Source organism: Collinsella sp. AF31-11, from assembly GCF_003475605.1.
GTDB lineage: Bacteria > Actinomycetota > Coriobacteriia > Coriobacteriales > Coriobacteriaceae > Collinsella.
This window is the reverse complement of the sequence record NZ_QRQS01000007.1, coordinates 32,056-53,710: the sequence shown is the minus strand read 5'-3', so window position 1 is coordinate 53,710 and position 21,655 is coordinate 32,056. Positions and strand designations below refer to the sequence as shown.

The 21,655-nt window shown below is 60.7% G+C and carries 17 protein-coding genes; 6 read left to right on the top strand and 11 right to left on the bottom strand.

Annotated features, from left to right (window positions below; all coding sequences use genetic code 11):
- Positions 1 to 17: 17 nt before the first annotated feature.
- From prfB to DWZ22_RS05800, 7 genes are all read right to left on the bottom strand, one after another.
- Positions 18 to 1,166 carry a peptide chain release factor 2 gene (gene prfB / locus DWZ22_RS05840; RefSeq protein ID WP_117743528.1) on the bottom strand — a complete coding sequence of 383 codons (1,149 nt, stop codon included), beginning with the start codon at positions 1,164 to 1,166 and terminating at the stop codon, positions 18 to 20.
- Complete coding sequence (secA, locus tag DWZ22_RS05835) at positions 1,166 to 3,973, bottom strand: preprotein translocase subunit SecA (protein WP_117743529.1); 2,808 nt, start codon at positions 3,971 to 3,973, stop codon at positions 1,166 to 1,168. Before secA ends, prfB begins: the two co-directional genes overlap by 1 nt.
- A 342-nt stretch (positions 3,974 to 4,315) precedes the next feature.
- Positions 4,316 to 4,741 carry a 50S ribosomal protein L31 gene (gene rpmE / locus DWZ22_RS05830; RefSeq protein WP_006235303.1) on the bottom strand — a complete coding sequence of 142 codons (426 nt, stop codon included), beginning with the start codon at positions 4,739 to 4,741 and terminating at the stop codon, positions 4,316 to 4,318.
- A gap of 674 nt (positions 4,742 to 5,415) precedes the next feature.
- Positions 5,416 to 5,841 (bottom strand): hypothetical protein, encoded by a 426-nt coding sequence (locus DWZ22_RS05820; RefSeq protein WP_117734375.1) that lies wholly within the window; start codon positions 5,839 to 5,841, stop codon positions 5,416 to 5,418.
- Between the two features lies 1 nt (position 5,842).
- Positions 5,843 to 6,502: a hypothetical protein gene (locus DWZ22_RS05815; protein ID WP_117734374.1), complete on the bottom strand. Its 660-nt coding sequence runs from the start codon at positions 6,500 to 6,502 to the stop codon at positions 5,843 to 5,845.
- A gap of 433 nt (positions 6,503 to 6,935) precedes the next feature.
- Positions 6,936 to 7,676, bottom strand: a complete 741-nt coding sequence (locus DWZ22_RS05805) for an ATP-binding cassette domain-containing protein (RefSeq protein ID WP_158553158.1) — start codon at positions 7,674 to 7,676, stop codon at positions 6,936 to 6,938.
- A 5-nt stretch (positions 7,677 to 7,681) separates the two neighbouring features.
- A complete protein-coding gene (locus DWZ22_RS05800; RefSeq protein ID WP_117743532.1) occupies positions 7,682 to 9,904 on the bottom strand; it encodes a hypothetical protein in 2,223 nt (740 codons plus the stop codon).
- A 552-nt stretch (positions 9,905 to 10,456) separates the two neighbouring features.
- Here DWZ22_RS05800 and DWZ22_RS05790 point away from each other — a divergent pair.
- The 6 genes from DWZ22_RS05790 to DWZ22_RS05765 all read left to right on the top strand — a co-directional run bounded on the left by DWZ22_RS05790 (position 10,457) and on the right by DWZ22_RS05765 (position 15,068).
- Positions 10,457 to 10,969: a DUF2975 domain-containing protein gene (locus tag DWZ22_RS05790; RefSeq protein ID WP_118405657.1), complete on the top strand. Its 513-nt coding sequence runs from the start codon at positions 10,457 to 10,459 to the stop codon at positions 10,967 to 10,969.
- Positions 10,970 to 10,978: 9 nt separating this feature from the next.
- Positions 10,979 to 11,230 (top strand): helix-turn-helix transcriptional regulator, encoded by a 252-nt coding sequence (locus DWZ22_RS05785; RefSeq protein WP_006235292.1) that lies wholly within the window; start codon positions 10,979 to 10,981, stop codon positions 11,228 to 11,230.
- 18 nt (positions 11,231 to 11,248) lie between these two features.
- On the top strand, positions 11,249 to 12,064 hold the full coding sequence (locus DWZ22_RS05780; RefSeq protein WP_255413328.1) for a site-specific integrase: 816 nt from the start codon (positions 11,249 to 11,251) through the stop codon (positions 12,062 to 12,064).
- Positions 12,065 to 12,354: 290 nt separating this feature from the next.
- Positions 12,355 to 12,642, top strand: a complete 288-nt coding sequence (locus tag DWZ22_RS05775; RefSeq protein ID WP_006235289.1) for an ACT domain-containing protein — start codon at positions 12,355 to 12,357, stop codon at positions 12,640 to 12,642.
- A gap of 77 nt (positions 12,643 to 12,719) precedes the next feature.
- A complete protein-coding gene (locus DWZ22_RS05770) occupies positions 12,720 to 14,138 on the top strand; it encodes a citrate synthase (protein WP_118405656.1) in 1,419 nt (472 codons plus the stop codon).
- Positions 14,139 to 14,225: 87 nt separating this feature from the next.
- Positions 14,226 to 15,068 (top strand): Cof-type HAD-IIB family hydrolase, encoded by an 843-nt coding sequence (locus DWZ22_RS05765; RefSeq protein WP_118405655.1) that lies wholly within the window; start codon positions 14,226 to 14,228, stop codon positions 15,066 to 15,068.
- 182 nt (positions 15,069 to 15,250) lie between these two features.
- Here DWZ22_RS05765 and DWZ22_RS05760 read toward each other — a convergent pair whose 3' ends face one another.
- The 4 genes from DWZ22_RS05760 to DWZ22_RS05745 all read right to left on the bottom strand — a co-directional run bounded on the left by DWZ22_RS05760 (position 15,251) and on the right by DWZ22_RS05745 (position 21,545).
- Positions 15,251 to 16,045, bottom strand: a complete 795-nt coding sequence (locus DWZ22_RS05760; protein ID WP_118405654.1) for a Cof-type HAD-IIB family hydrolase — start codon at positions 16,043 to 16,045, stop codon at positions 15,251 to 15,253.
- A 206-nt stretch (positions 16,046 to 16,251) separates the two neighbouring features.
- The gene (locus DWZ22_RS05755) at positions 16,252 to 18,072 is read right to left on the bottom strand and encodes an adenine deaminase (protein ID WP_117743539.1); all 1,821 of its coding nucleotides are present in this window, start codon (positions 18,070 to 18,072) and stop codon (positions 16,252 to 16,254) included.
- Positions 18,073 to 18,274: 202 nt separating this feature from the next.
- Complete coding sequence (gene tyrS / locus DWZ22_RS05750) at positions 18,275 to 19,486, bottom strand: tyrosine--tRNA ligase (protein ID WP_118405653.1); 1,212 nt, start codon at positions 19,484 to 19,486, stop codon at positions 18,275 to 18,277.
- A 97-nt stretch (positions 19,487 to 19,583) separates the two neighbouring features.
- Positions 19,584 to 21,545 (bottom strand): U32 family peptidase, encoded by a 1,962-nt coding sequence (locus tag DWZ22_RS05745; RefSeq protein WP_158573304.1) that lies wholly within the window; start codon positions 21,543 to 21,545, stop codon positions 19,584 to 19,586.
- Between the last annotated feature and the right edge of the window lie 110 nt (positions 21,546 to 21,655).

Sequence of the window (21,655 nt, the reverse complement as noted above, 5' to 3'; positions counted from 1 at the left end):
AAGCCAACCCTATGGGTTTAGACAGACGGGGCCTCCGCATCGGCGTTGCCGGTTGCCCAGCGATGGTAGCCGATCACAAACGGATCCAGATCGCCATCGTCGAGAACGGCCTCGACGTTGCTGGTCTCCACACCCGAGCGCAGGTCCTTGACCATCTGATACGGGTAGAGCACGTAGCTGCGAATCTGGTTACCAAAACCGATCGTGGTCTTGGGTCCACGAATCTCGTCGAGCGCCTCGGCGCGCTTCTCGAGCTCGATCTCGTACAGACGGGCCTTGAGAATCTGCATGCACGCGGCCTTGTTTTGAATCTGGCTGCGCTCGTTTTGGCAAGTGACAACGATGCCGCTGGGAAAATGCGTCACGCGTACGGCGGAGTCGGTGGTGTTGACGCCCTGTCCGCCCGGGCCGCTCGCGTGATACACGTCCACGCGGATATCGTCGGGACTGATCTCGATGTCGATATCGTCAGGCAGCACGGGGATGACCTCGACGCCGGCAAACGTGGTCTGGCGGCGCTTCTTGTCGTCGGTGGGGCTAATGCGCACCAGACGGTGGACGCCGGCCTCGGCGCGCAGCATGCCAAACGCGTCCTTGCCCTCGACAGTAAAGGTCGCACGGTCGATGCCGATGACCTCGGCTGCGGGGCAGTCGTTAATGGTGACCTTCCAGCCGCGACGCTGGCAGTACTTCATGTACATCTTGAAGAGCATGAAGGTCCAGTCCTGCGCCTCCAGGCCGCCCTGTCCGGGTTTGATGGTCACAATCGCGTCGCCGTGATCGAACTCACCGGTAAACCAGCTCGAAAGCTCGAGCTCGTCGATAGCGCGGGCCAGGCGTTCTGCCGTAGCGGCAGCCTCCTCGCGCAATGCGGCGGCATCGGGGTCGTCGCCCATCTCCTCGGCAAGCTCCAGCGCCGCGCGGGCGTCAGATAGCTCGCCGCGCGCGGTATCCACGGCAGCGATATCTTCCTTGGCGCGAGCGATCTCCTCCATGGTGGCGCGAGCGGCGTCGGCGTCATCCCAAAAGCCGGGGGCCACGCTTTTGGTCTCGAGCTCGGTCACGCGCGTGCGCTTCTCGTCCAAATGAAGATACGACTCGACCTCGCCGAGCCGGTCCGCAAACGCGTCCAGCTCGGCGGGCGTTACCTCTAAAGCCTCGGCCATTAACGATTCCTGCCGTGGCAGTACTTGAACTTCTTGCCGCTGCCGCAGGGGCACAGGTCGTTGCGGCCCACGTTGACATAAGGGTCATCGCTCTCGGACTTGCGGTAGGTGGTCACCTTGCCACCGTTGTTGACGGCAGCCGGGCCTCCCTGGACGACCGTACGGGCTTGCACCTGTGCCTGCTTGCGCAGCACCGAGTTGCCGTTGTCGCCATCGACATCGGCGGGGCCGGAGAAGTGTGCACCCTCGAGCGCAGGGTCCTCCTTGTGCTCCACGGCGTGCGGGGCGGCCTTGATCTCGATGCGCAGGACGGTGCGCAGGTAATCCTCGTACATGGTGTCGACGAGCATCTGGAAGGCACCATAAGCCTCGGTCTTGTACTCGACCAGCGGGTCGCGCTGACCAAAGCCGCGCAGTCCGATACCGGTCTTGAGGTAGTCCATCTCCTGCAGGTAGTTCATCCAGCGGGTATCGATGACGCGCAGCATGACCTGGGTGTTGAGCTCGCGCATGAGGTCCTCACCCAGGCGCTCGGCCTTCATGTTGTAGCACTTCTCGACGTAGGCCAGGACATCGGCAGCCAGGGCCTCAAAGTCCTCGTCGGGGAACTTGGGCGTATCGATATGCCCGGTGAGCTCCACGACCCACTTGCGCAGGCCCTCGAGATCGCGCTCGCCATCGTGGCTGTCCTTGGTGCAGAACTCCTGCACGCAGCGGTACACGGTGTCGTGCATGACCTCGGTGATGTGGTCGGTCAGATCCTTGCCGTCCAGAATCTTGTTGCGCTCGGCGTAGATGACCTGGCGCTGCTTGTTCATGACGTCATCGTACTCGAGGACGCTCTTGCGCATGGAGAAGTTGATGCTCTCGACCTTGTGCTGGGCGCTCTCGACGGCCTTGGAGATGATCTTGTGCTGGATGGGCATGTCGTCGCCCATGTCGGCCGTGACCATCATCTTGGAGACGCGGTCCATCTTGTCGCCACCGAACAGGCGCATGAGGTCGTCCTCGAGCGACAGGTAGAACTGGGTCTCGCCCGGATCGCCCTGACGGCCGGAGCGGCCGCGCAGCTGGTTGTCGATACGACGGGACTCATGGCGCTCGGTGCCGATGACGGTCAGACCGCCGGCGGCAAGCACGCGCTCGCGCTCGGCCTTGCAGGTCTCCTTGGCCTCGGCGTTAAACTGCTCGAGCTGCTCGGGTGTCACGTCCTCCATGGTCAGGCCCTCGTACTCAAGGCGCTCGCGCACCAGCTCGTCGGGGTTGCCGCCCAGCAGGATGTCGGTACCACGACCGGCCATGTTAGTAGCGATGGTCACGGCGCCGTAGCGTCCGGCCTGCGCAACGATATGGGCCTCGCGCTCGTGGTGCTTAGCGTTGAGGACCTCGTGCGCGATGCCGCGCTTGGTAAGGGCGGCTGACAGCTTCTCGGAGCTCTCGATGGAGACGGTACCCACCAGGACCGGCTGGCCCTTAGCGTGGCGCTGCTCAACGTCGTCGGCAACGGCGTTGTACTTAGCCTGAATGGTGCGGTAGACCAGGTCCTCGTGGTCCACGCGCTGCACGGGTCTGTTGGAAGGAATGACCTCAACGGGCAGCTTGTAGATCTCGCGGAACTCGGCGTCCTCGGTGAGTGCCGTACCGGTCATACCGGAGAGCTTGTCATACAGGCGGAAGTAGTTCTGCAGGGTGATGGTCGCCAGCGTCTGGTTCTCCTCGCGCACGAGCACGCCCTCTTTGGCCTCGATGGCCTGGTGCAGGCCCTCGGAGTAACGGCGGCCTTCCATAATGCGGCCGGTGAACTCGTCGACGATCTTGACCTCGCCGTTGGTGACCACGTACTGCTTATCGCGGTGGAACATGTACTGGGCCTTCAGCGCCTGCTGCAGGTGGTTGACCAGCTGGCCCGAGAGATCGGCGTAGATGTCCTCGATGCCTAGGCGGCGCTCGATTTTCTTAAGGCCACGCTCGGTGGCGGCAATGGTGTGCTTGGCCTCGTCCATGACATAGTCGCCCGTGGGCTCGACGTCCTCGGTGGCGGTGAGCATGTCGTGCGACACGTCCTCGCCGCGCTCAAGGCCACGCACGGCACGCGCGAAGTCCTTGTAGGTACTGGCGGACTTGGTACCAGCGCCCGAGATGATCAGCGGGGTGCGGGCCTCATCGATCAGGATGGAGTCAACCTCGTCGACGATGGCGTAGTTGTGGCCGCGTTGCACGCGCTGCTCGGGACGGGTAACCATGTTGTCACGCAGGTAATCAAAGCCGAACTCGGAGTTGGTGCCGTAGGTGATGTCGGCCTGATAGGCCGGGCGCTTGAGCTCGAGCGGCATGTTGTTCTGGAGCAGACCGACGGTCATGCCCAGGTACTTATAGATGCGGCCCATCCACTCGGAGTCGCGCTTGGCAAGGTAATCATTGACAGTAACGACGTGCACGCCCTTGCCGGCAATAGCGTTGAGATAGCCAGCCAACGTGGAGACGAGGGTCTTACCTTCGCCGGTCTTCATCTCGGCGATGTGGCCCTCGTGCAGTGCCATGGCGCCAATAAGCTGCACGTCAAAGTGGCGCATACCCATGGTGCGCTTGGAAGCCTCACGCACGGTGGCAAAGGCCTCGGGGAGCATGTCGTCGAGCGACTCGCCGTTGGCGTAACGCTCGCGGAACTTATCGGTCTGGCCGCGGAGTTCCTCCTCGGTCATCTTCTCAAACTGGGGCTCAAGACCGTTGATCTGGTCGACGATCTTGTAGTAGCGCTTGAGGTCCTTATCGGATCCAAAGGACAGCAGCTTTGACATGAATCCCATGTGGTTTTCCTTTTTGGCCATCGCCCGTGGCATAAAACCTTGGACGAGTTAAACACAGATATTTGTACTTTAGCCAAACAAGGCGCCGCCTATGCGGTCGACACGCTCGACCACGTAATAACTACGACAGCCTGCCAAAAAGGGACTGGTTTATTTTGGCGGCTTTTATCTGGGAAACCGCTGCCTCTCTCTGCCATTTGGTGCAAGCTAGCCCGTCCCCTTCGCACCAACCTGGCGCAATGGGGACGGGCTAGCTTGCACCAATAAAAAGAAAAGGGCCGCGCACCCAAACGGATGCGCGGCCCTTATGCCATGAATGCGAGTGTTTCCGCGGCGAGCTACTTACTCAGCAGCCTCGGTGGTCTCGGCCTCGGCAGCGGCCTCCTCGACGGGAGCCTCTGCGGGAGCCTCGGCGGCCTGCTTGGCAGCCTCCTCGGCAAACTTAGCGGCACGCTTAGCCTTCTCGGCAGCCTTAGCCTCAGCGGCGGCCTTGCGAGCGGCCTCGGCCTCAGCAGCCTTGGCGGCCTTGGCAGCCTTGGCCTCCTCGGCCTTCTTGAGCTGAGCGGCAGCGGCGCCACCGAACTTGTCGGCGAAGCGCTGGACGCGTCCACCGGTGTCGACGAACTTCTGCTGGCCGGTGTAGAACGGGTGGCACTCGTTGCAAAGCTCGACCTTCATCTCGGACACGGTAGCGTGCGTCTTGAAGGTGTTGCCGCAGGAGCACGTCACCGTGCACTCGACATACTGGGGATGGATACCCTGCTTCATGGTAGGACTCCTTATTGGTCAGGCGCTGGTTACCGATCAGCGCATAAGGCGTCTTGGTTTCCGACCAAGACAACAAACTCGGCTATGGTACCACGGCGCCGCGTGTCCCACAAAAGGTTCACGGTCTTTTCGGCACAACGCGAGGAAAAATGACCCACGGATTACCGACAAATGGTCCCATGAATTACCTTCAAAACGACCCACGCACTGGTAGAACGTTGCAAATTTCAACGTTCTGGAATCGTGGGTGCTGACGGTTTGCCATTGCGAGAGGCATGGCGGCTCGACCATCAGGATAATCTCGGCGAGAAAATCGACGAGGACAGAGGGACGGCAGTATTGGAGCTATCGAAACGAATGGCAAGGACGAGATTATGGAGATGCCCGCCGAGGTCGACTTCTCCGACAGCGTTCCGAACCCCTACATCGGGAAGGTGCGCCGCCGCGTCACTATGAACATCGACGGCTAGAACATCGACTACTTCAAGGCGGAGTCCGCCCGTACAGTGGTGCCGTATCAAGTCATCATCAGCATGTACCTGGCCGAGTGCCGCGGGCGGAGGAAGCGTCTGACGTTCGCGAACTGCAGTGGTGAGCATTCCCGCTTGGGCAGTAAAAGGAAGAGGGGGCTGGCAAGGCCAGTCCCCTCTTCTCTCATGACACTCGATTTGCATTTACGGCACGACGAAAGCCGGGCCGCTGGTTACCTTGTCAAATTCGAGCACCGACGTTCCGGTGTTCAAATAAAGGCTTCCTTGGTTTCCGTCTGCGGAGGCGTAAGCCAGGTGGACAAATCCGTAATCATCTCCTGATTGGTCGGCCAACATGAAGATGTTCGGATCGCCGGTTGTCTCAAATGAACCGTCGGTCACATTTCCATTGCTGTCGACGATTTGCCACCTGTTTTCGTCTTCCCCAAGGAAGGAGAGCTGGGTTAAGCCGGTCTCGTGGTCTCGGTACACTCCGTCTAGGCGGAACCCTTCGGAAATGCCATGTTTCAAGGTGTTCGCATCTTTTATGGATACGGCAGAGACTGCGATTGCGGCTATCGCGACCAATAACGCCAGCGCAATGGGTATTTTGGCGGAGCCGGTCTTCATGTCAGCCTACTTTGCGCTTGCCGAGAGCCATGCTGTAGAACGTGTTGGTGGCCATCTTTGCGTAGACCCTGCGTACCCCGTTCGTCGTCTCATAGACGACGTAGGGTTGAATCTTGTGGGTCACGTTCGCCGTCGCCTTGTAGAAGCCCGATCCGGAAATGTTGACCGCGTACCCCGTCACGCTGAGGGAGCGATTTGCCTTCGGGATGGAAACGCTCACGCTGCCAACTCCTCCGGGAAGGGATACCGACACACCGACCGATCCGCCGCCGGAAGGTGATACGAAGATAGAGCCACCTCCCGATATCTGCACGCCGCCCGCCGGCTGTCCGGCGACGTCATGCCATCCAGTGCTCTTGTTTACCACGCTGCCGTATACCGTGTCGTAGGTCGGACGTCCCCCGGCTCGTGCGTCGCCATCGTACCCGGCGAGGGCTTGCTCGATGATTTGCGCAGCTTCTTCCTCCGCGCGTTCGCGGAGCATCGCGTCAAACTGGTTTTCAGTGAGGTCGGGGCGAACGAAGTAGTCGATTCGATTCTGATCAAGTGTTTGAAATTCCGCCGCTAACACCCCTTTTGGCATCAGTAGGGAGATTCCTCCAACCGCCGCTGCGGCGATAGCGGCTCGCCTGGTGATCCCGGTTTCGACGATTTTCTTCATTGTGTCCTCCTAACGGACGTCTTGGATAGAAAACATCTCCTTTCTCAAAATTGCCCCTGATAACGTGATGATTCCTCGCTCGTTCATATTGCCGTTGGCTTGGGTTGCGCGCGTATTGAATGCGTCGACAAAGCTCTGCATGCCCTGCTTCATAAAGAAGGGGCCGAAGATGGGTGAATTGAACGCGATGGGGACGGAGAAGGCTGCGGCAAGAACGAGCGTAGAGATCCATACGGCCCTGTCTCTTAGGATTAGTTTGAGAAGAAGTCGACAGTACATTTAGAAGCACCTACATTTCTCAAAGCATCGTTAGTTTAATTAATGACAGACCGAATGAAGATACGTGCGACGGGGGCGAGGCAAATGGCTGAGCGGTATTGATACGCGGGTTCAACGGTATCATATTGACCACATAGATTTTTAACTTGCATTTCTACCCGCCCTTTTCGTAGAGTCGCCGATACGTGCTTAGCGCACCCTCGGCGCGTCCGGCAGGCTTTGCGAAATGGGATCCACGAGACTTCGGCGCAGTATCATCTTGCGGGATGCTTCTAATGAGCCTCCCATCCTTCAAAAACAGAATCTCATCGCACTGCCTATCGACCGAATCCAAGATGTGGGATGACATGATGATGCACGTACCAGAATCGGCCAGCTTCCTGAGGATCTCTGAATGCAAGTCCACCCTGCTGGGGTCGAGCGCGTTCATGGGCTCATCTAATAGAAGGTACCGCGCACCCGTCGCATACGCAATCGCCAGGGTAAGCTGCTGCTTCATGCCCTGGCTCAGAGTACGGATCCTCATCTTCGCGAACTCGCCTATCTGCGTTTGTTCCACTATCACTTCGATATCGCGAGCATGTGGCCACATATCGCAAACCATCTTGAGGTGATCTTCCGCACGCAATCCGGGATACAGCAGCGTCCCCTCACCAGGTGCGTAGAAGATCATAGAACGGACCTCTCTTGTACCCGTGCCCTGCGCCTCATCCAGAACGATGCTCCCGTCCACGCGAGGACCCGGCAAACCTGCCATCGCCCGCAGCAACGTCGTCTTTCCATGCCCGTTCGGAGCGACGAGACCGTAGACCGTACCCGGGGCAAACTCAGCGTCCACCGAATCTACGAGTACCTTCTTTCCATAAGAGATCGTCAGCGTTTGAAGGCCAATCATCGAGATCATCCCCTTTCGATCTTTGGAACACTCAGGCGCACCATCAACGGAGATACGGCGCCCAAGACCACCAGCAGAGCGACCGATGCGCCGACGACCTCTCCAAAAGGCATCGCGTTCGTCCCTCGCCCAAGGAACCCAATCGTCCCCACCTGGGAAGCGGGATCAAACGAGGCGAATGGAGCCAGCAGCGCGACGCCCATGCCCGCGCTTTCAACATGAGCGCTCAACGAACCCAACACCAAGAGAACCGCGCAAACCACTCCGGTGACAACGGGGTTGCGGCTAATCGCTGCTGTCAACGCAGCGACGACGGAAATCACGCCGTATGCCATGACCAGCAACGGAATGCTGCACAACACCGCCTCCCCCACCATGGACGTTGTCGAAGCTCCCGCCCGAATGAGAGCGACGGGATACTCCGATCCACCCGCACCGTTCTTAATCAAGGACACAACCGCAGCGGGAACCATCGACACCAAAAGCAGCGCCAAGCCAAGCAGGAGAGACAGCGCAACAGCCGTCAGAAAACGCACATGCGCTGTTGCGGGGACTTGGAAAACCAGAAGGGAACGGCACCGCAGGTAGGTGCACGCAAGCGATGTGACAACCACGGGCAACAGCCAAAACAAGGAAGGAAGCGCTGCCTGGAGATAGGAAAGGAGGATTAATGGGGGCATCTTCGTACTTAACTCGTAAACCTTGGGGTCCGGCAAGCTCGCGATCGACTCGAGCAGAAGGGCGCGCGCCTCCGCACGAGAAGGAGTCTCCGGCTCGATTCCGATCGATTGCAGGAGGGTCGCATCTGCCGCGCCCAGCTCGCCTCGAGCGCGCTCGTACGTCGCAAGGCTTCGAAACCCCTCCGCAGGCGTGGGCGCGTACACGAAACCCGAAAGAGCATCTCGCATGCCTTCCAGGGCCGCTTTGCCCTCGACGTCCATATTCGCAACGTCCTGCTCTAGATACCGATCTATTGAACGGAGCTCCCCATCCCTATACCGAACAGCGGAAACGTCACCAGCGTCAGGAAACACCTCGACCAGAGCCGGGGCCAGCATCGCCGTCGACATTGCAATCGCGCATACGGCGAGGGCAGGAGAATGCAGGAGCAGCTTCCCCATCGTTCTTACGTATGCAACGGCGGAGGTACAAGCGCTCGAACGGGCTGTCGTTCTCGATGCGGTGAAGGAACCTCTCTCAAGACAAATCGGGGACATCGGGCGCGCGCAGCCGCTCTTTCCAGCAACGCAAAGCAGGCTAATTGCCAGCACCTCGATCCCGATTGCGCATACGAGGGTAATCGCGCCACGCTCGAAGCAAAGTCCAGGCAGATTCACTATCTGCGTTGTCGGGTACGGGCTATAGGCGCCGACGGTCAACTCAGTGTTCGCATACGTAAGGGGATTCAACAGGGCGAACTCACGTAAAGCGATGGATCTTCCGTAATACCCGGGAACCATCGTCGCCCCCATCAGGGCACATACGAACACGATTCCAAGCGTAGGGTTATTGGCAATCTTCACGGCAAGGTGAACGACGAGCGAGATGAACGCCGCCACCAAGAATTGCAAGATGGCCGTCTGTGCGAACACCAGCCAAGCCGGTTTGATAACCGGAGTCGCATATTGAACGTAGCCTATCGGATAGAACAGCGAGCCCGGGCCATTCTTCACAAGTGCGGCGATTATCCCTGGAAGATTGACGGCGAAGACGGCAAGCATCGCAAAAACACTCGCCCATACGCTCGATGCAACAAGCCTGCCCAGCTCACCCATCGGTGCCTGGATGATGAGTTTTTCACGTTTGTTAAGACGCGCGGCAAGGAACGAGACGGCAACGGCCGTTGCGGCCCATAGCAAGTACTCCTTCGATCCGTCATAAAAGGAGTACGCTCCATCCGATACCTGCAGAAACGGAAGCAGAGGAGAGAGCGGCGCCAAGACAAGACGCCCCGCGGCAAGAGGGTACAGAAGCGCGGGCATGCTTGATGAAGAGGTATAGACGCCCTCCTCCCCCGCATTCACAAGCGCATCCGCATAGGATGCTGACAATTCCTGCTCAACACGGGTTATTCCCGACTCGAGGTATTCAACCCGTCCGTCGATGCCAGCCGCGCTCCTGAAGACGGGCAGAGCACAAAGAACCATCAACGCAACAACGGCAACACAGAGCGACCTGGAGGAGAGGAGCGACCTAAAGATTGCCTTCGAGATTTTGAGCATATTCATCGCCAACCTTAACCTCATCCAGTCGGAACAGAGGGGCCGAACAAAATGCTTGGCCCCTCCTCGCATCTAGTAGGTGCTATAGACAAATTGCCATTTATCAGTTGTGCCAAGAACACCACAGGAACACATTGCAGCGAGGCGGGATTCCCTATGATGCGCGGATCGGCGATAGCCATTTCGGTAGGAGATCGTCTTGTAAGAGATGTTGAACATCGAGATGCTGTGCCCGCTCACGCCGCGAGGACAGCTGTAGCTCCAGTAGGTATCGACGACGTCGTCCGTATACCCGAGGGGCTCAACGAGGGCACACTGGCTGCTCTCCTGGGAAGGAGGCATCGGGGTATCCGCAAAAGCGGGGGCTCCCGGCAGCAACAGACAAAGAGCGAGGCCGAGGAAAACCAAGAGCTTACACGACTTAACAGTACTGAACATAATCCTCTCCAATCTAGAGGGGTTTCGGTTGCAGCATGCTGTGATTACTTGCCGGCAAAATCAATTTAACATAAACTGTTAAAAAGTAACCTGAGGTTTTTAAATTCTTCGGAGGTTATTATGAGTTACGACAATCGCACTCCCCGGCTTCATTCCTTCCGCATCGCATGTGCGATAGCCTCTGCGGCCCTTTGCGTCACCGCCATCGCACAAGTGGCGTTCTCCTTAAAGCCAGCAATCGAAGTGCTCGACAACCCTGTAATTGCAGACTCCCCCGCGTATCCAGCCCTTGCGATCTCGACATTGGCCCCTGCCGTCATCGGTATCGCCACGACCATCCTCAGCGCCGTTCTCGTGTGGACGATCAAGAGCGGAGACCCCTTCAAGAAAGGGTCTGCGACATGCTTGAAGGTGCTCGGCATTCTCTTCGTTGTTCAAGCTGCCACCAGCTTCTACGCCGGCTCACTCGAAACCTCCGTTTCGATGTTTGGCGGCGAGGGGGCCGTCGGCGCCCAAGAGATCGCTTCATCATTCGACTGGACCTCTCTGGTTCTCGGCATCGTCTTGCTCATGCTTTCCCAGCTCTTCTTGTACGCCCGAGAGCTGTACCTCGACTCCGACGAGATTGCGTAAGGAAACGCCATGCCCGTAATTGTTCGCCTCGACAAGATCATGGCCGAGCGAAAGATTTCCTCGAACGAACTTGCCGAAAGGATTGGAACCACGCCCGTGAACCTGTCCCGTATAAAAAAAGGGCATATTCGCGGCATTCGCTTCAACACACTCGAGCAGCTATGCCTCGCCCTTCGTTGCCAACCCGGAGACCTTCTCGAAGTCATGAGCGAAGAGGATGCCCGAAAGGAGTTCGGACTCGATTGGTCCGCCGAGGATTAGGGGGCGGTCGTACTCGCCCTGCACACGGGGATGCGAATCGGCGAGGTCTGCGGCCTTCGGTGGTGCGATGTGGATTTCGAGACGGGCCTGATCTCGATCAGGCACTCGGTGGCGTACGCGAAGGGGATGGGTTCGTTCATCAAGGACACCAAGACCCATGACGCCAGGGGCATCCCCATCGACCCGGTCGGCCTGCTCCCCTTCCTGAAGGAGATCCACGAGATCGACCGCGGGAAGCTGCGCTCGCGCAACCTTACCGGGGCGGTCGAGATCGGGAACTGCTACATCCTGTCGGAGCCGGGCGCGGCCTTCGCGACGGCGAGCTATATCCGCAGGGCGTTCAAGACGTTCTCGGAGACCAACGGCCTCATGGGCACCAACGACGAGCTGATCACGTTCCACGGCCTGCGCCACACGTTCGCCACGCAGTGGATCCGCCAGGGCGGCGATATCAAGGCGCTCCAATCGATCCTCGGGCACAAGGACGCCATGGCGACGCTCAACGTCTACGCCGACATCGAGCCAATCTCCAAAATCCATAACATGCTGCGTGTCTCGCCGTGCCTCTGGCGCGGGTACCTCGGGCCGAGGGTCGATCCGGGACCCATGTTCCAGCAGAGAATCCAGGAGTCCATCGAGACGCTCCAGGCGTTCGGCTACGGCGTCACCGAGCCGGACGACCGAAATATCGTCATACGCGACGTGAAGACGATCAGTCGGCTCTACCCCACCGAGTACGCCGCGGTGCTGGGCCCATCCCAACTGAGGTCACGGTGGTCCGATAGGGGCGCCGCCCGCGGCATGCGCCGCGGAGCGGTATCCCCCACCGAATAGTGGGGGATGCCCCCCGTTTTCAGTTTGGAATCAGCGGTCGGAGGCGTTCGGCTGACTGCGGGAACGGCCTATCCGCTCGATGTGTTCGGCTGAGTTCGGAAATCAACCCAACACGAGCTGGACGCGCGCCAGACGGCTCTTCCCCATGCGGCCTGCCCCCTCACGCTCATGTTGCAGACGTGTAACGCCGCTGTAAGCGCACCCCTTTTGGCGCCAGACAGGTACAATGATGAACACTGTACCGTAGCGGAGCGCCCCGCGCGCGCCGCAACCACGCGAAAGGGTTTCCCATGGCCGAGATCTCGTCCTCCCGCATCGTCATCACCGTCCTTGGCAAGAACCGCCCCGGCATCGTCGCCGGCGTCACCCGCGTTCTGGGCGAGGCCAACGTCGACATCCGCGACATTACGCAGTCCATTATCGAGGACATCTTCACCATGACCATGCTGGCCGACACCGCCGAGTCCAAGCTCGACTTTGCCGAGCTGCAGAAGGCCCTGGCCGAGGCCGGCGAGCTTTCGGGCGTCAATGTGTCTATCCAGCGCGAGGACGTCTTTAACTTTATGTACCGCCTGTAGCGAACAAGCCGCTGGGGATAGCCTGACGCGCGCATGCCCATGCAAGTCACCCCGATGCGGCCCGGAGAGGAGCGCGCATGGCCTACGACGCCAAGAAAATCTATTACCGCTTCGATGACCACTTGAGCCGCCTGGTTCTGGATTACGAAGCAAGCCGCCAGATTTCGCCTGAGAGCGAAAACCTCTACCACGGCCTGCCGACCGACCCTTATGACGAGGGCCTGTTTGTCGAGCACAATGTCAAGCGCGGCCTGCGCAATGCCGACGGCTCGGGCGTGGTCGCGGGCCTCACTCGTATCTCGGATGTGCACGGCTACAACAAGGTCGACGGAAAGGTCGTGCCCGATCAGGGCAAGCTCACGCTTCGCGGCTACAGCATCGAGGATCTGGTCAACAATGCCCAGGCCGAGAATCGCTATGGCTACGAAGAAGTCGCCTATCTGCTTATCACGGGCTCGCTGCCCAACAAAGAGGAGCTCGACGGTTTTTGCGAGCGCTTGGGCGCCTTTAGGCATCTGAGCGACGAATACGTCAAAGAGTTCCCCATGACCACGGTGTCGTCGAGCATCATGAACGTGCTCCAGCGCGCCGTGCTGCTGCTCTACGCCTTCGATGCCGAGCCCGACGTGATTACGCCCGAGCATGAGATCGACGTGGCTATTTCCATGCTTGCACGTCTCCCGCGCATCGCCGCCTTCGCACACATGGCCTCGATTGCCAAGCTTCGCGGCTCCGAGGTTCACGTGCCGCACCCCACGCCCGGCCTCTCCACCGCCGAGACCATCCTACAGGTGCTCCGCGGCGGTATGGCGTTCACCCGCGACGAGGCGATGCTGCTCGACGTGATGCTTATGCTCCATGCCGAGCACGGCGGCGGCAACAATTCCACGTTCGCCTGCCGCGTACTGTCGTCGTCGGCCACCGACCCGTATTCGGCCTACGCCGCGGCCATCGGCTCGCTCAAGGGCCCACGCCACGGCGGCGCCAACGCCAAGGTCGTGTCGATGCACGAGGACATTCGCGCGCACGTTTCCAACTGGGAAGACGACGACGAGGTCGCTTCCTATCTGGGCAAGATCTTGGACAAGCAGGCCTTCGACGGCACGGGCCTCGTCTACGGCATGGGCCACGCCGTCTATACGCTCAGCGACCCGCGCGCCGAGGTCTGCCGCCGTTACGCGCGCTCGCTTGCCGCCAAGAAGGACTTGGGCGAGGAGTTCGCGCTCATCGAGCGCATTGAGCGCCTGGCACCCCAGGTCATGCGCGACCACGGCATGACCAAGCCCATCTGTGCCAACATCGACCTGTACACAGGCTTTATCTACAAGATGCTCGGCGTGCCCGAGACGCTTTTTACGCCGCTATTCGCCGTCGCCCGCATGGCCGGCTGGTCGGCACACCGCATGGAAGAGCTCTTCTGCGCGCACCGTATTATTCGCCCCGCGTATCGCCCGGTTATCGAGCCGCTGGAGTACAAGCCGCTCGCCGATCGCTAGGACGCGGACCGTTATAGAACCCGAGCGTGGCCAGGGCATCATCGCCCTCGGCCACGCTTTTTATGCCAGTAGAAAGGGCTTCATCAAATGATTGTGTTTTCCGATATGGATGGAACGCTGCTGACGAGTGATAAGCAGATGAGCGACGCCACCTGGGCGATGCTCGACGAGCTTGCGCGCCGCGGTATTGAGTTTGTGCCCTGCACGGGACGCCCGCTGTCGGGCATCTTTGAGCCCATCCTCGCCCATCCCGCCGTGCACTACGCGGTCTGCGCCAATGGTGCCAGCGTCTGGCAGCTCGACGACGGTACGCCCACCGACACCTCACGTGCTACGCGCATTTTGAGCCGACCGCTCGATTGCGGCATTGCCCATCGTATCCGCCGCATCGCCGCCGGCCACGATGTGACCTTCGATATCTTCGCGGACGGGCAGTGCTTCCTCCCCCGCTCGCTCTACACGCGCCTGGACGAATTCTGCGGCGGCGACCCCCACATCGCGGCTTCGCTCAAGCGCACACGAACACCGATCGACTTGGATGTCGACAGCAAGATCGACGAGGTCGAGGTGCTCGAACGCATCGCCATGTACTGGCACGACCCGGCCGATCGCGACGCCATCGCGGCTGAGCTCGACACGCTCGGAGGCATTGAGGTCACGCGTTCGTACGCCATGAATATCGAGGTCATGGGCGAGGGCGCCACCAAGGGAACAGCCCTCACGTGGCTATGCGAGCACCTGGGCGAGCGTCTCGCCGACGCCTGGGCGTTCGGCGACAACATCAACGACATCCCCATGCTGCAGGCAGCGGGCCACGGCATGGCCATGATCAACGGCGAACCCGAAGACCGCGAGGCCGCCGACGCCATCACCGAATACGACAACGACCACGACGGCGTCGCCCGCACCATCATGGCCGCCCTCGCCTAGCAGCAGCAACCCGGCAGTCATTGGGGACGTTCTTAAATGGCTAGTCGCTGGCGGCACTCATTTAAGTCTGTCCCCAATGAGTGGCTGCCCCAGTCACAGTAGTCGTTGGGGACACTCTTAGCGGGGCACCGCAAGGACTGTCCCCGGCCGCCGGCAGAACGGGAACGTCCCCATCTGCCGGATTAGGAGAGGCTCTCCAGAACACGGCGGAGTTCTTGCTGGACGGCGTGGTCGCGGTTGCAGCCTACGACGCGATCGGCAACCGCTTTGAGCGCGGGGCGCGCGTTTTCCATCGCGCAACCCGTGCCGACAAAGCGAATGATCTCGTAGTCGTTCATAGAGTCGCCAAACGCCATAACCTCATCGCGCCCAATGCCGTAATGCTCCGCGAGCTGTGCGATGCCCGAAGCCTTCGACACACCGGGCTGCATGGCATCGATCCACGCGTTGCCTGAAGGCGCAAAGGTAAAGAGCTGACCGAGTTCGCGCTGTAGCACGTACGCACTGTCCATAACGACACCGTCGTCGCAAAAGATACTCGCTTTGATGATATTTACGCCGGGATCGGGCAGCTCCCAAATGCGCTCGGCATTGGGAAGGTCCTTATCGACCTCGCGCACGAACTTGCTCTCGTCATCGAGCAAAAAGGACTTGGTTCGGTCAAAGAGCGCAAGATGCAGATTGGGAAACGTCGCGACGGCCTGGGCGAGCTTTCGAATCGCCAGGTGCGAATACACCTCGCGGTCTACCATTTTGCCGTCGGCGTAGACCTGGGCACCGTTAGCCGCGACAAAGTCCATCTTGTCGCGAACGGGCGCAAAGAACTCGCACAGGCGATCGTAGCGGCGGCCTGACGATGCGGCAAAATGTACACCATGCTCGCGTAGCGCCAGGATCAATTCGTAGGTCTCAGGCGGCACCTGGCCACTTTCGTCAAGCAATGTGCCGTCCATATCGGATGCAATCAGTTTAAACATAGAAAAGCTCCCTTCGGGCTTGATGGAATCGGACGTGTATCCGATTCCAACGTACCCAAAGGGAGCTCAAATAAGACCCCGCAGTCATAAACGTTACAAGGACCTAGCAAATAGCTCACGCGCGCCAGAGGTCTCACGGTCGCGGCGTCAGGCGACAAGTCAAAGAGTGTCGCAGGCGGCTAGGCGTTTAAGAACGTCCCCAATGACTAGTCGGCGTAGGTGAAGGTTGTAACGTCGAACATGCCCTCGGGGCGGATGCGGAGCGTCGGGATCACCGGCAGGGGCAGGAAGATGATGCCCATGATGGGATCAAGCGGCGGCTCAATACCCATGGCGCGCGCCTTGACCATAAAGTCGTCGTGCTGCGCGGCGACATCCTCGGCCGTGCCCTCGCTCATCAGACCACCGAGCGCCAGCGGAATACGCGCCACGACCTCACCGTTGCGCACCAGCACGTGGCCGCCCTGGCCAACAGCCTCGACGGCAGCCATCATATCGGCCGCATTGTCGCCCACCACGCACACGTTATGCGAGTCGTGGCCGATCGTCGAGGCGATAGCGCCGCCCGTGATGGTAAAGCCGCGCACCCAGCCGCGACCGATGTGCTTGCCAACAAGACCCAGGCCCGCAGGACCATCACCGTCGGCGCCCTCGGCTTGCAGCGACACGCCGCGGCCGTGACGTTCGATCAGCATAATGCGGCGCAGGCCCTCGTCAGTCTCGGGACGAACCATGCCCGTGATAGCCATGCCCGGGATCACATCAATAACCGCCTCGCCCGGCTTAAAGGCATAATCGAACACGTCAAGCGAAAGCTTCGGCAGCTTAACGGAGGCGCGCAGCTCATCGGCAAGGGCCGCAACCTCGGCCATCTCGGGTGCAATCTCGCCCACAAAGGCGCCGTCCTGTGCCACGAGCGCACCGGCGGCATACACGCGATGCGGAGCCGCGACAAACGTCAGGTCGTTGAGCACCAGCAGGTCGGCGCGCTTGCCCGGGGCGATCGCGCCGCGGAGCTCATGCGGGTCACGACAGCCGTGGTCCAGGCCAAATGCCTCAGCCGTGGAAAGGGACGCCATGGAGATAGCGACCACCGGGTCGATGCCGGCCTCGATGGCCACGCGGCAGGCATTGTCGATCATGCCGGTCGAAAGAGCATCGGAGGGAGCGCGGTCGTCGGTCGCAAAGCAGCAGCGGCGGGCGCGGGCAGGGTTCTCCAGCAGCATCGGGGACAAATTGGCCAGGTCGTGGCTGCACGTGCCTTCACGCAGCATCACATACATGCCGCGGGACAGCTTGTCGAGCGCCTCCTCGGGAATCGTCGACTCGTGGTCGGCAATGATGCCTGCCGCGGCATAGGCGTTGAGATCCTTGCCGGCAACGAGCGGGGCGTGACCGTCGACCTGCTTGGACGGCGTCTGGTTGGCAGCGTCGATACGAGCACAGGTCTCGGGATCGGCCATAAAGACGCCCGGCAGGTTCATCATCTCGCCCAGGCCAAAGACATCACCCGGATGCTCGGCAAAAAACGCCTGCATATCGGCGGCCGAAATAACGGCACCGGCCTGCTCATCGGGCAGCGCGGGCACGCACGAAGGCATCATGTACTTGATGGAGATGGGTGCGCGGCGACCATCCTCGATCATAAAGCGCAAGCCGTCGAGACCGGCAACATTGGCAATCTCGTGGCTGTCGGCAATGGCGGTGGTAGTACCGCGCGTCGCGGCCATGCGAGCATACTCGGCGGGACGGATGTTCGAAGACTCGATATGCAGGTGCCCGTCAATAAAGCCGGGAGCAAGATAGCGGCCCTGGCAGTCGATAACCTCGGTCGCCTCGTAGGTGCCGGCGGCATCGTCGCGACCGTCGTAGAGCACGCCGACGATTACGCCATCCTTGACGGCAACGCTACCGGGTGCCACGCGCTGGCCATATACGTCGACAATCTGCGCATTGGTAAACAGCGTGTCGACGGGCACGCGACCCTCGGCAGCGTCGATCACAGACCTCATGACCTCAACGGACATACATACTCCTTTAACCGTAGAAAAAAGCTGCAGGGCGGACAGACCTTCACCGCAGCAAACCAATAGCCATTGTATGCCCAAACGATGGGACAGCAATACACCCCCTGCAAATGACGAGAGCGGATAATCTCCCACTTTGAGCCCACAAACAGGCCAAAAACGGAAGATTATCCACTCTCATTCTGTGAGGTTAACTTACTCGTTAGACCAACTTAAATCCTTTGCGCTTGCCTACGGAGAGGATGTCGCCCAGCTTGAGGGCGCTGGGGTCGATGTTGTAGCTCTTGGGAGCCACGGCCTCGCCGTTGATCTTGACGCCGCCGCCGTCGATATCGCGGCGGGCCTGGCCGGCGCTGGCCGAAAGACCCAGGTCCTTGAGCAGGCCAGCGAGGTAGATCTGGCCCTCGTCGTTGACGGTCAGCTCAACGTGCTTCTCGGGGAAGTCGGCAAGCTGCCCCTCCTTGAACACGCGGTCGAACTCGGTCTGAGCCTCGTCGCCGGCACCGGCGCCGTGGTAGGTGTCGCACAGGTCGCGGCCCAGAGCGCGCTTGAGCTCGTAGGGGTCGGCAGAGCCATCGGCCAGAGCAGCATCGATCTTGTCGACCTCGGCCGGGGTGAGCGAACTGGCCAGACGATAGTACTTGCCAATCATCTCGTCGGGGATGGACATGGTCTTGCCGAACATATCCTTGGGAGCATCGGTCAGGCCGATGTAGTTGCCATAGGACTTGGACATCTTGCGCACGCCGTCGGTGCCCTCGAGCAGCGGCATGGTAAGCGCGATCTGCGGCTCCATGCCCATCTTCTCCATAAGCTCGCGGCCGGCGAGCAGGTTAAAGAGCTGGTCGGTGCCGCCCATCTCCACGTCGGCCTTAATCTGAACGGAGTCGAAGGCCTGCATCACGGGGTACAGGAACTCGTGCAGGGCGATCGGCGTCTGGGACTGGTAGCGCTTGGTAAAGTCGTCGCGCTCAAGGATGCGGGCGACGGTAAACTTGGAGCACACCTGCAGCAGGCCGGCCAGATCCATCGAAAGGATCCAATCGCCGTTGTGCACGATGGTGGTCTTCTCGGGGTCCAGGATCTTCATGGCCTGGCTCACATAGGTCTCGGCGTTGGCCTCGATCTGCTCCTGCGAAAGCTGCGGACGCGTGGAGTTCTTGCCCGAGGGGTCGCCGATCAGCGCGGTGCCGTTGCCGATGATAAGGGTGACGTTGTGGCCCAGGTCCTGGAACTGGCGCATCTTGCGCAGCGGCACGGCATGGCCCAGGTGCAGATCGGGGCTGGTGGGGTCGACGCCGAGCTTGATGTTGAGGGGCTCGCCCTTCTCAAGCTTCTTGCGAAGGTCGGCCTCGGGGACGATCTTCGCAGCGCCCGAGGTGATGATACGCATTTGCTCGTCAACAGACAGCATTGGGTATCCTCCTTTTGCTATAGCACCCTCACCGGATACGGCGGTGCTGGAAGTTCATAAACTCACTTATGATAACCAAAACGGCGCGACGCGGCACCTATGTCAGGAAAATCCTCGTCCTGCCGCGTGCATCGATGGCAACTGGCAAACGCGTGCCATCCCGCTCAACCAGATAGCGCGCCTGCCGACGACGCATGCAATCGTGACAACATGCCCCGGCTTGCGCCGCATCGGTGGCGCAAGCCCCCTCGGCGGTCAGCAGGCAGTGCTCGCACACCATGAGCTCGGTGTGGTCGGCATCGACGGGGCCCAGAACACCAGGTTCGGCCGTCAGTTCGGCAATACGTTCCGCATCATTGCCGAGCAACTCGGCCGGCAAGTACACCCGACCCGCGCCGAGCCCACGTAGCCAGGCAAGCGTAGTCCGGTTCGCACAGAACACCGGCGCCGCCACGTCAAACGTCACGCCCAGCTCTCGAGCGATCACCACCTGCCCCAGGTTGCGGCAGACGACGCGCCCGGCACGCTGCATCAGTGAGCGGGTCCGGTCAGCGTCACCCGTGCGGCACACTTCGTCGAGCACCACAACGGCGTCGGACAAATCGAGTTCTCCGCGCGGGTCGGCATCCATCAGCTGCCAAGCAAAAACCATGCGAGCGGGAACCGCGCACTCCACCAACTCCGTCGACGCACCGCCATCCACCGCAACGTCCTCAAAGGGCAGTACCTCAACGGCACGCGCAACGGGCGCAATCGCATCTGCCTCGGCCCGCATGCGCTCCAACATCGCCGCCGTCTGATCCAACACGCCGGCGCTGCGAATCAGGTACACCTCGCAGCCCGTGTCCACCTTACGCTTGCAATGCACGACAACGCGTTCCCCCGCCGCGGCACTCACCGGGCAGGGCACCTGCGGCCAGCGCTTGGGCACATCGGGACGCGCGTCGACACCCGGATAGAACCGAATCTCGAGCGTGTCACCCGCCGCCACGGCGGCGTCGAGCTCAACGGCCACCTCTTCGTGGCCCACAGCGACCAAGCGCCCCACGCGCACGCCCTGGTTGATTGCACGCTCAAAGCTCATAAGCTCGGCGCCCGAACGCCCTCGCAGGTACGCATCGGTAAACCCACGGTTAAACGACCTTCCCAGCTCGCGTTCAAGCGCCGGCACCGCATTGGCATCCCACGTGCCGTCGCGCAGCATATCGAGCGCGTGACGCCACGCCCTCACCACGTTAAAGACATAGTCGGGATTCTTCATGCGACCCTCGATCTTGAGCGACGCCACGCCGGCGGCAACAAGCTCGGGCAGGTGCGCAATGCCCAGGTAATCACGCGGACACAGCAGACGGTCCCCCTCAACGGCGACGACGCTCTCCCCCGCCTCGTCCACTAGGTCGTACGCCAGGCGGCACGGCTGTGTGCAGTCCCCGCGCATCGCCGAGCGCCCGCGTCTCAGGGCTGAGAACTCACAAGCACCCGAGTAGCCAATGCAGATGGCCCCGTGGCAGAACACCTCGATAGGCACGCCCGTACCGCACAAGGAGGCAATCTCGTCGACCGTCAGCTCGCGTGCCGTCGTCACGCGCTCGACCCCCAGCTCATCGGCGGCAAGCCGCACGGCGCCTTCGCTATGAACGCCCGCCTGCGTGGACAGGTGAATCTCGACGCCGGGAATCGCCGCACGCAGCGCGCACGCCAATCCGGCATCGGCAACAATCAGGGCATCGGCGCCCAGCTCCAGTGCATGAGCTCCCAACGCCACCGCGTCGGACAACTCATCGTCAAACACGAACACGTTGAGCGTCACGTACACACGCACGCCATGGGCATGCGCCACGGCACAACCGCGCGCAAGCTCGTCATCCGTAAAGCCATGGGCGCTCACACGGGCGTTAAAGTCGCCCAACCCCGCATAGATGGCATCGGCGCCCGCGGCGATGGCCGCAAGCATCTGGTCGAGTCCGCCCGCCGGCGCCAGCAGCTCGGGCAGCGCCGCACCGGCACCATCCAATCCAGTCTCGTATTGTCCGCTCGGCCCCATCGTCCGAATCGCCATCGGCAAACTCCTTACCAAGGTATGCATTCACTCTGAAAAATGCCGTCTTCCAGCATACACGAGGCCTCGCGCGCCCCGTTTGGTTTATCGTGTAATAACTTATGTCCATC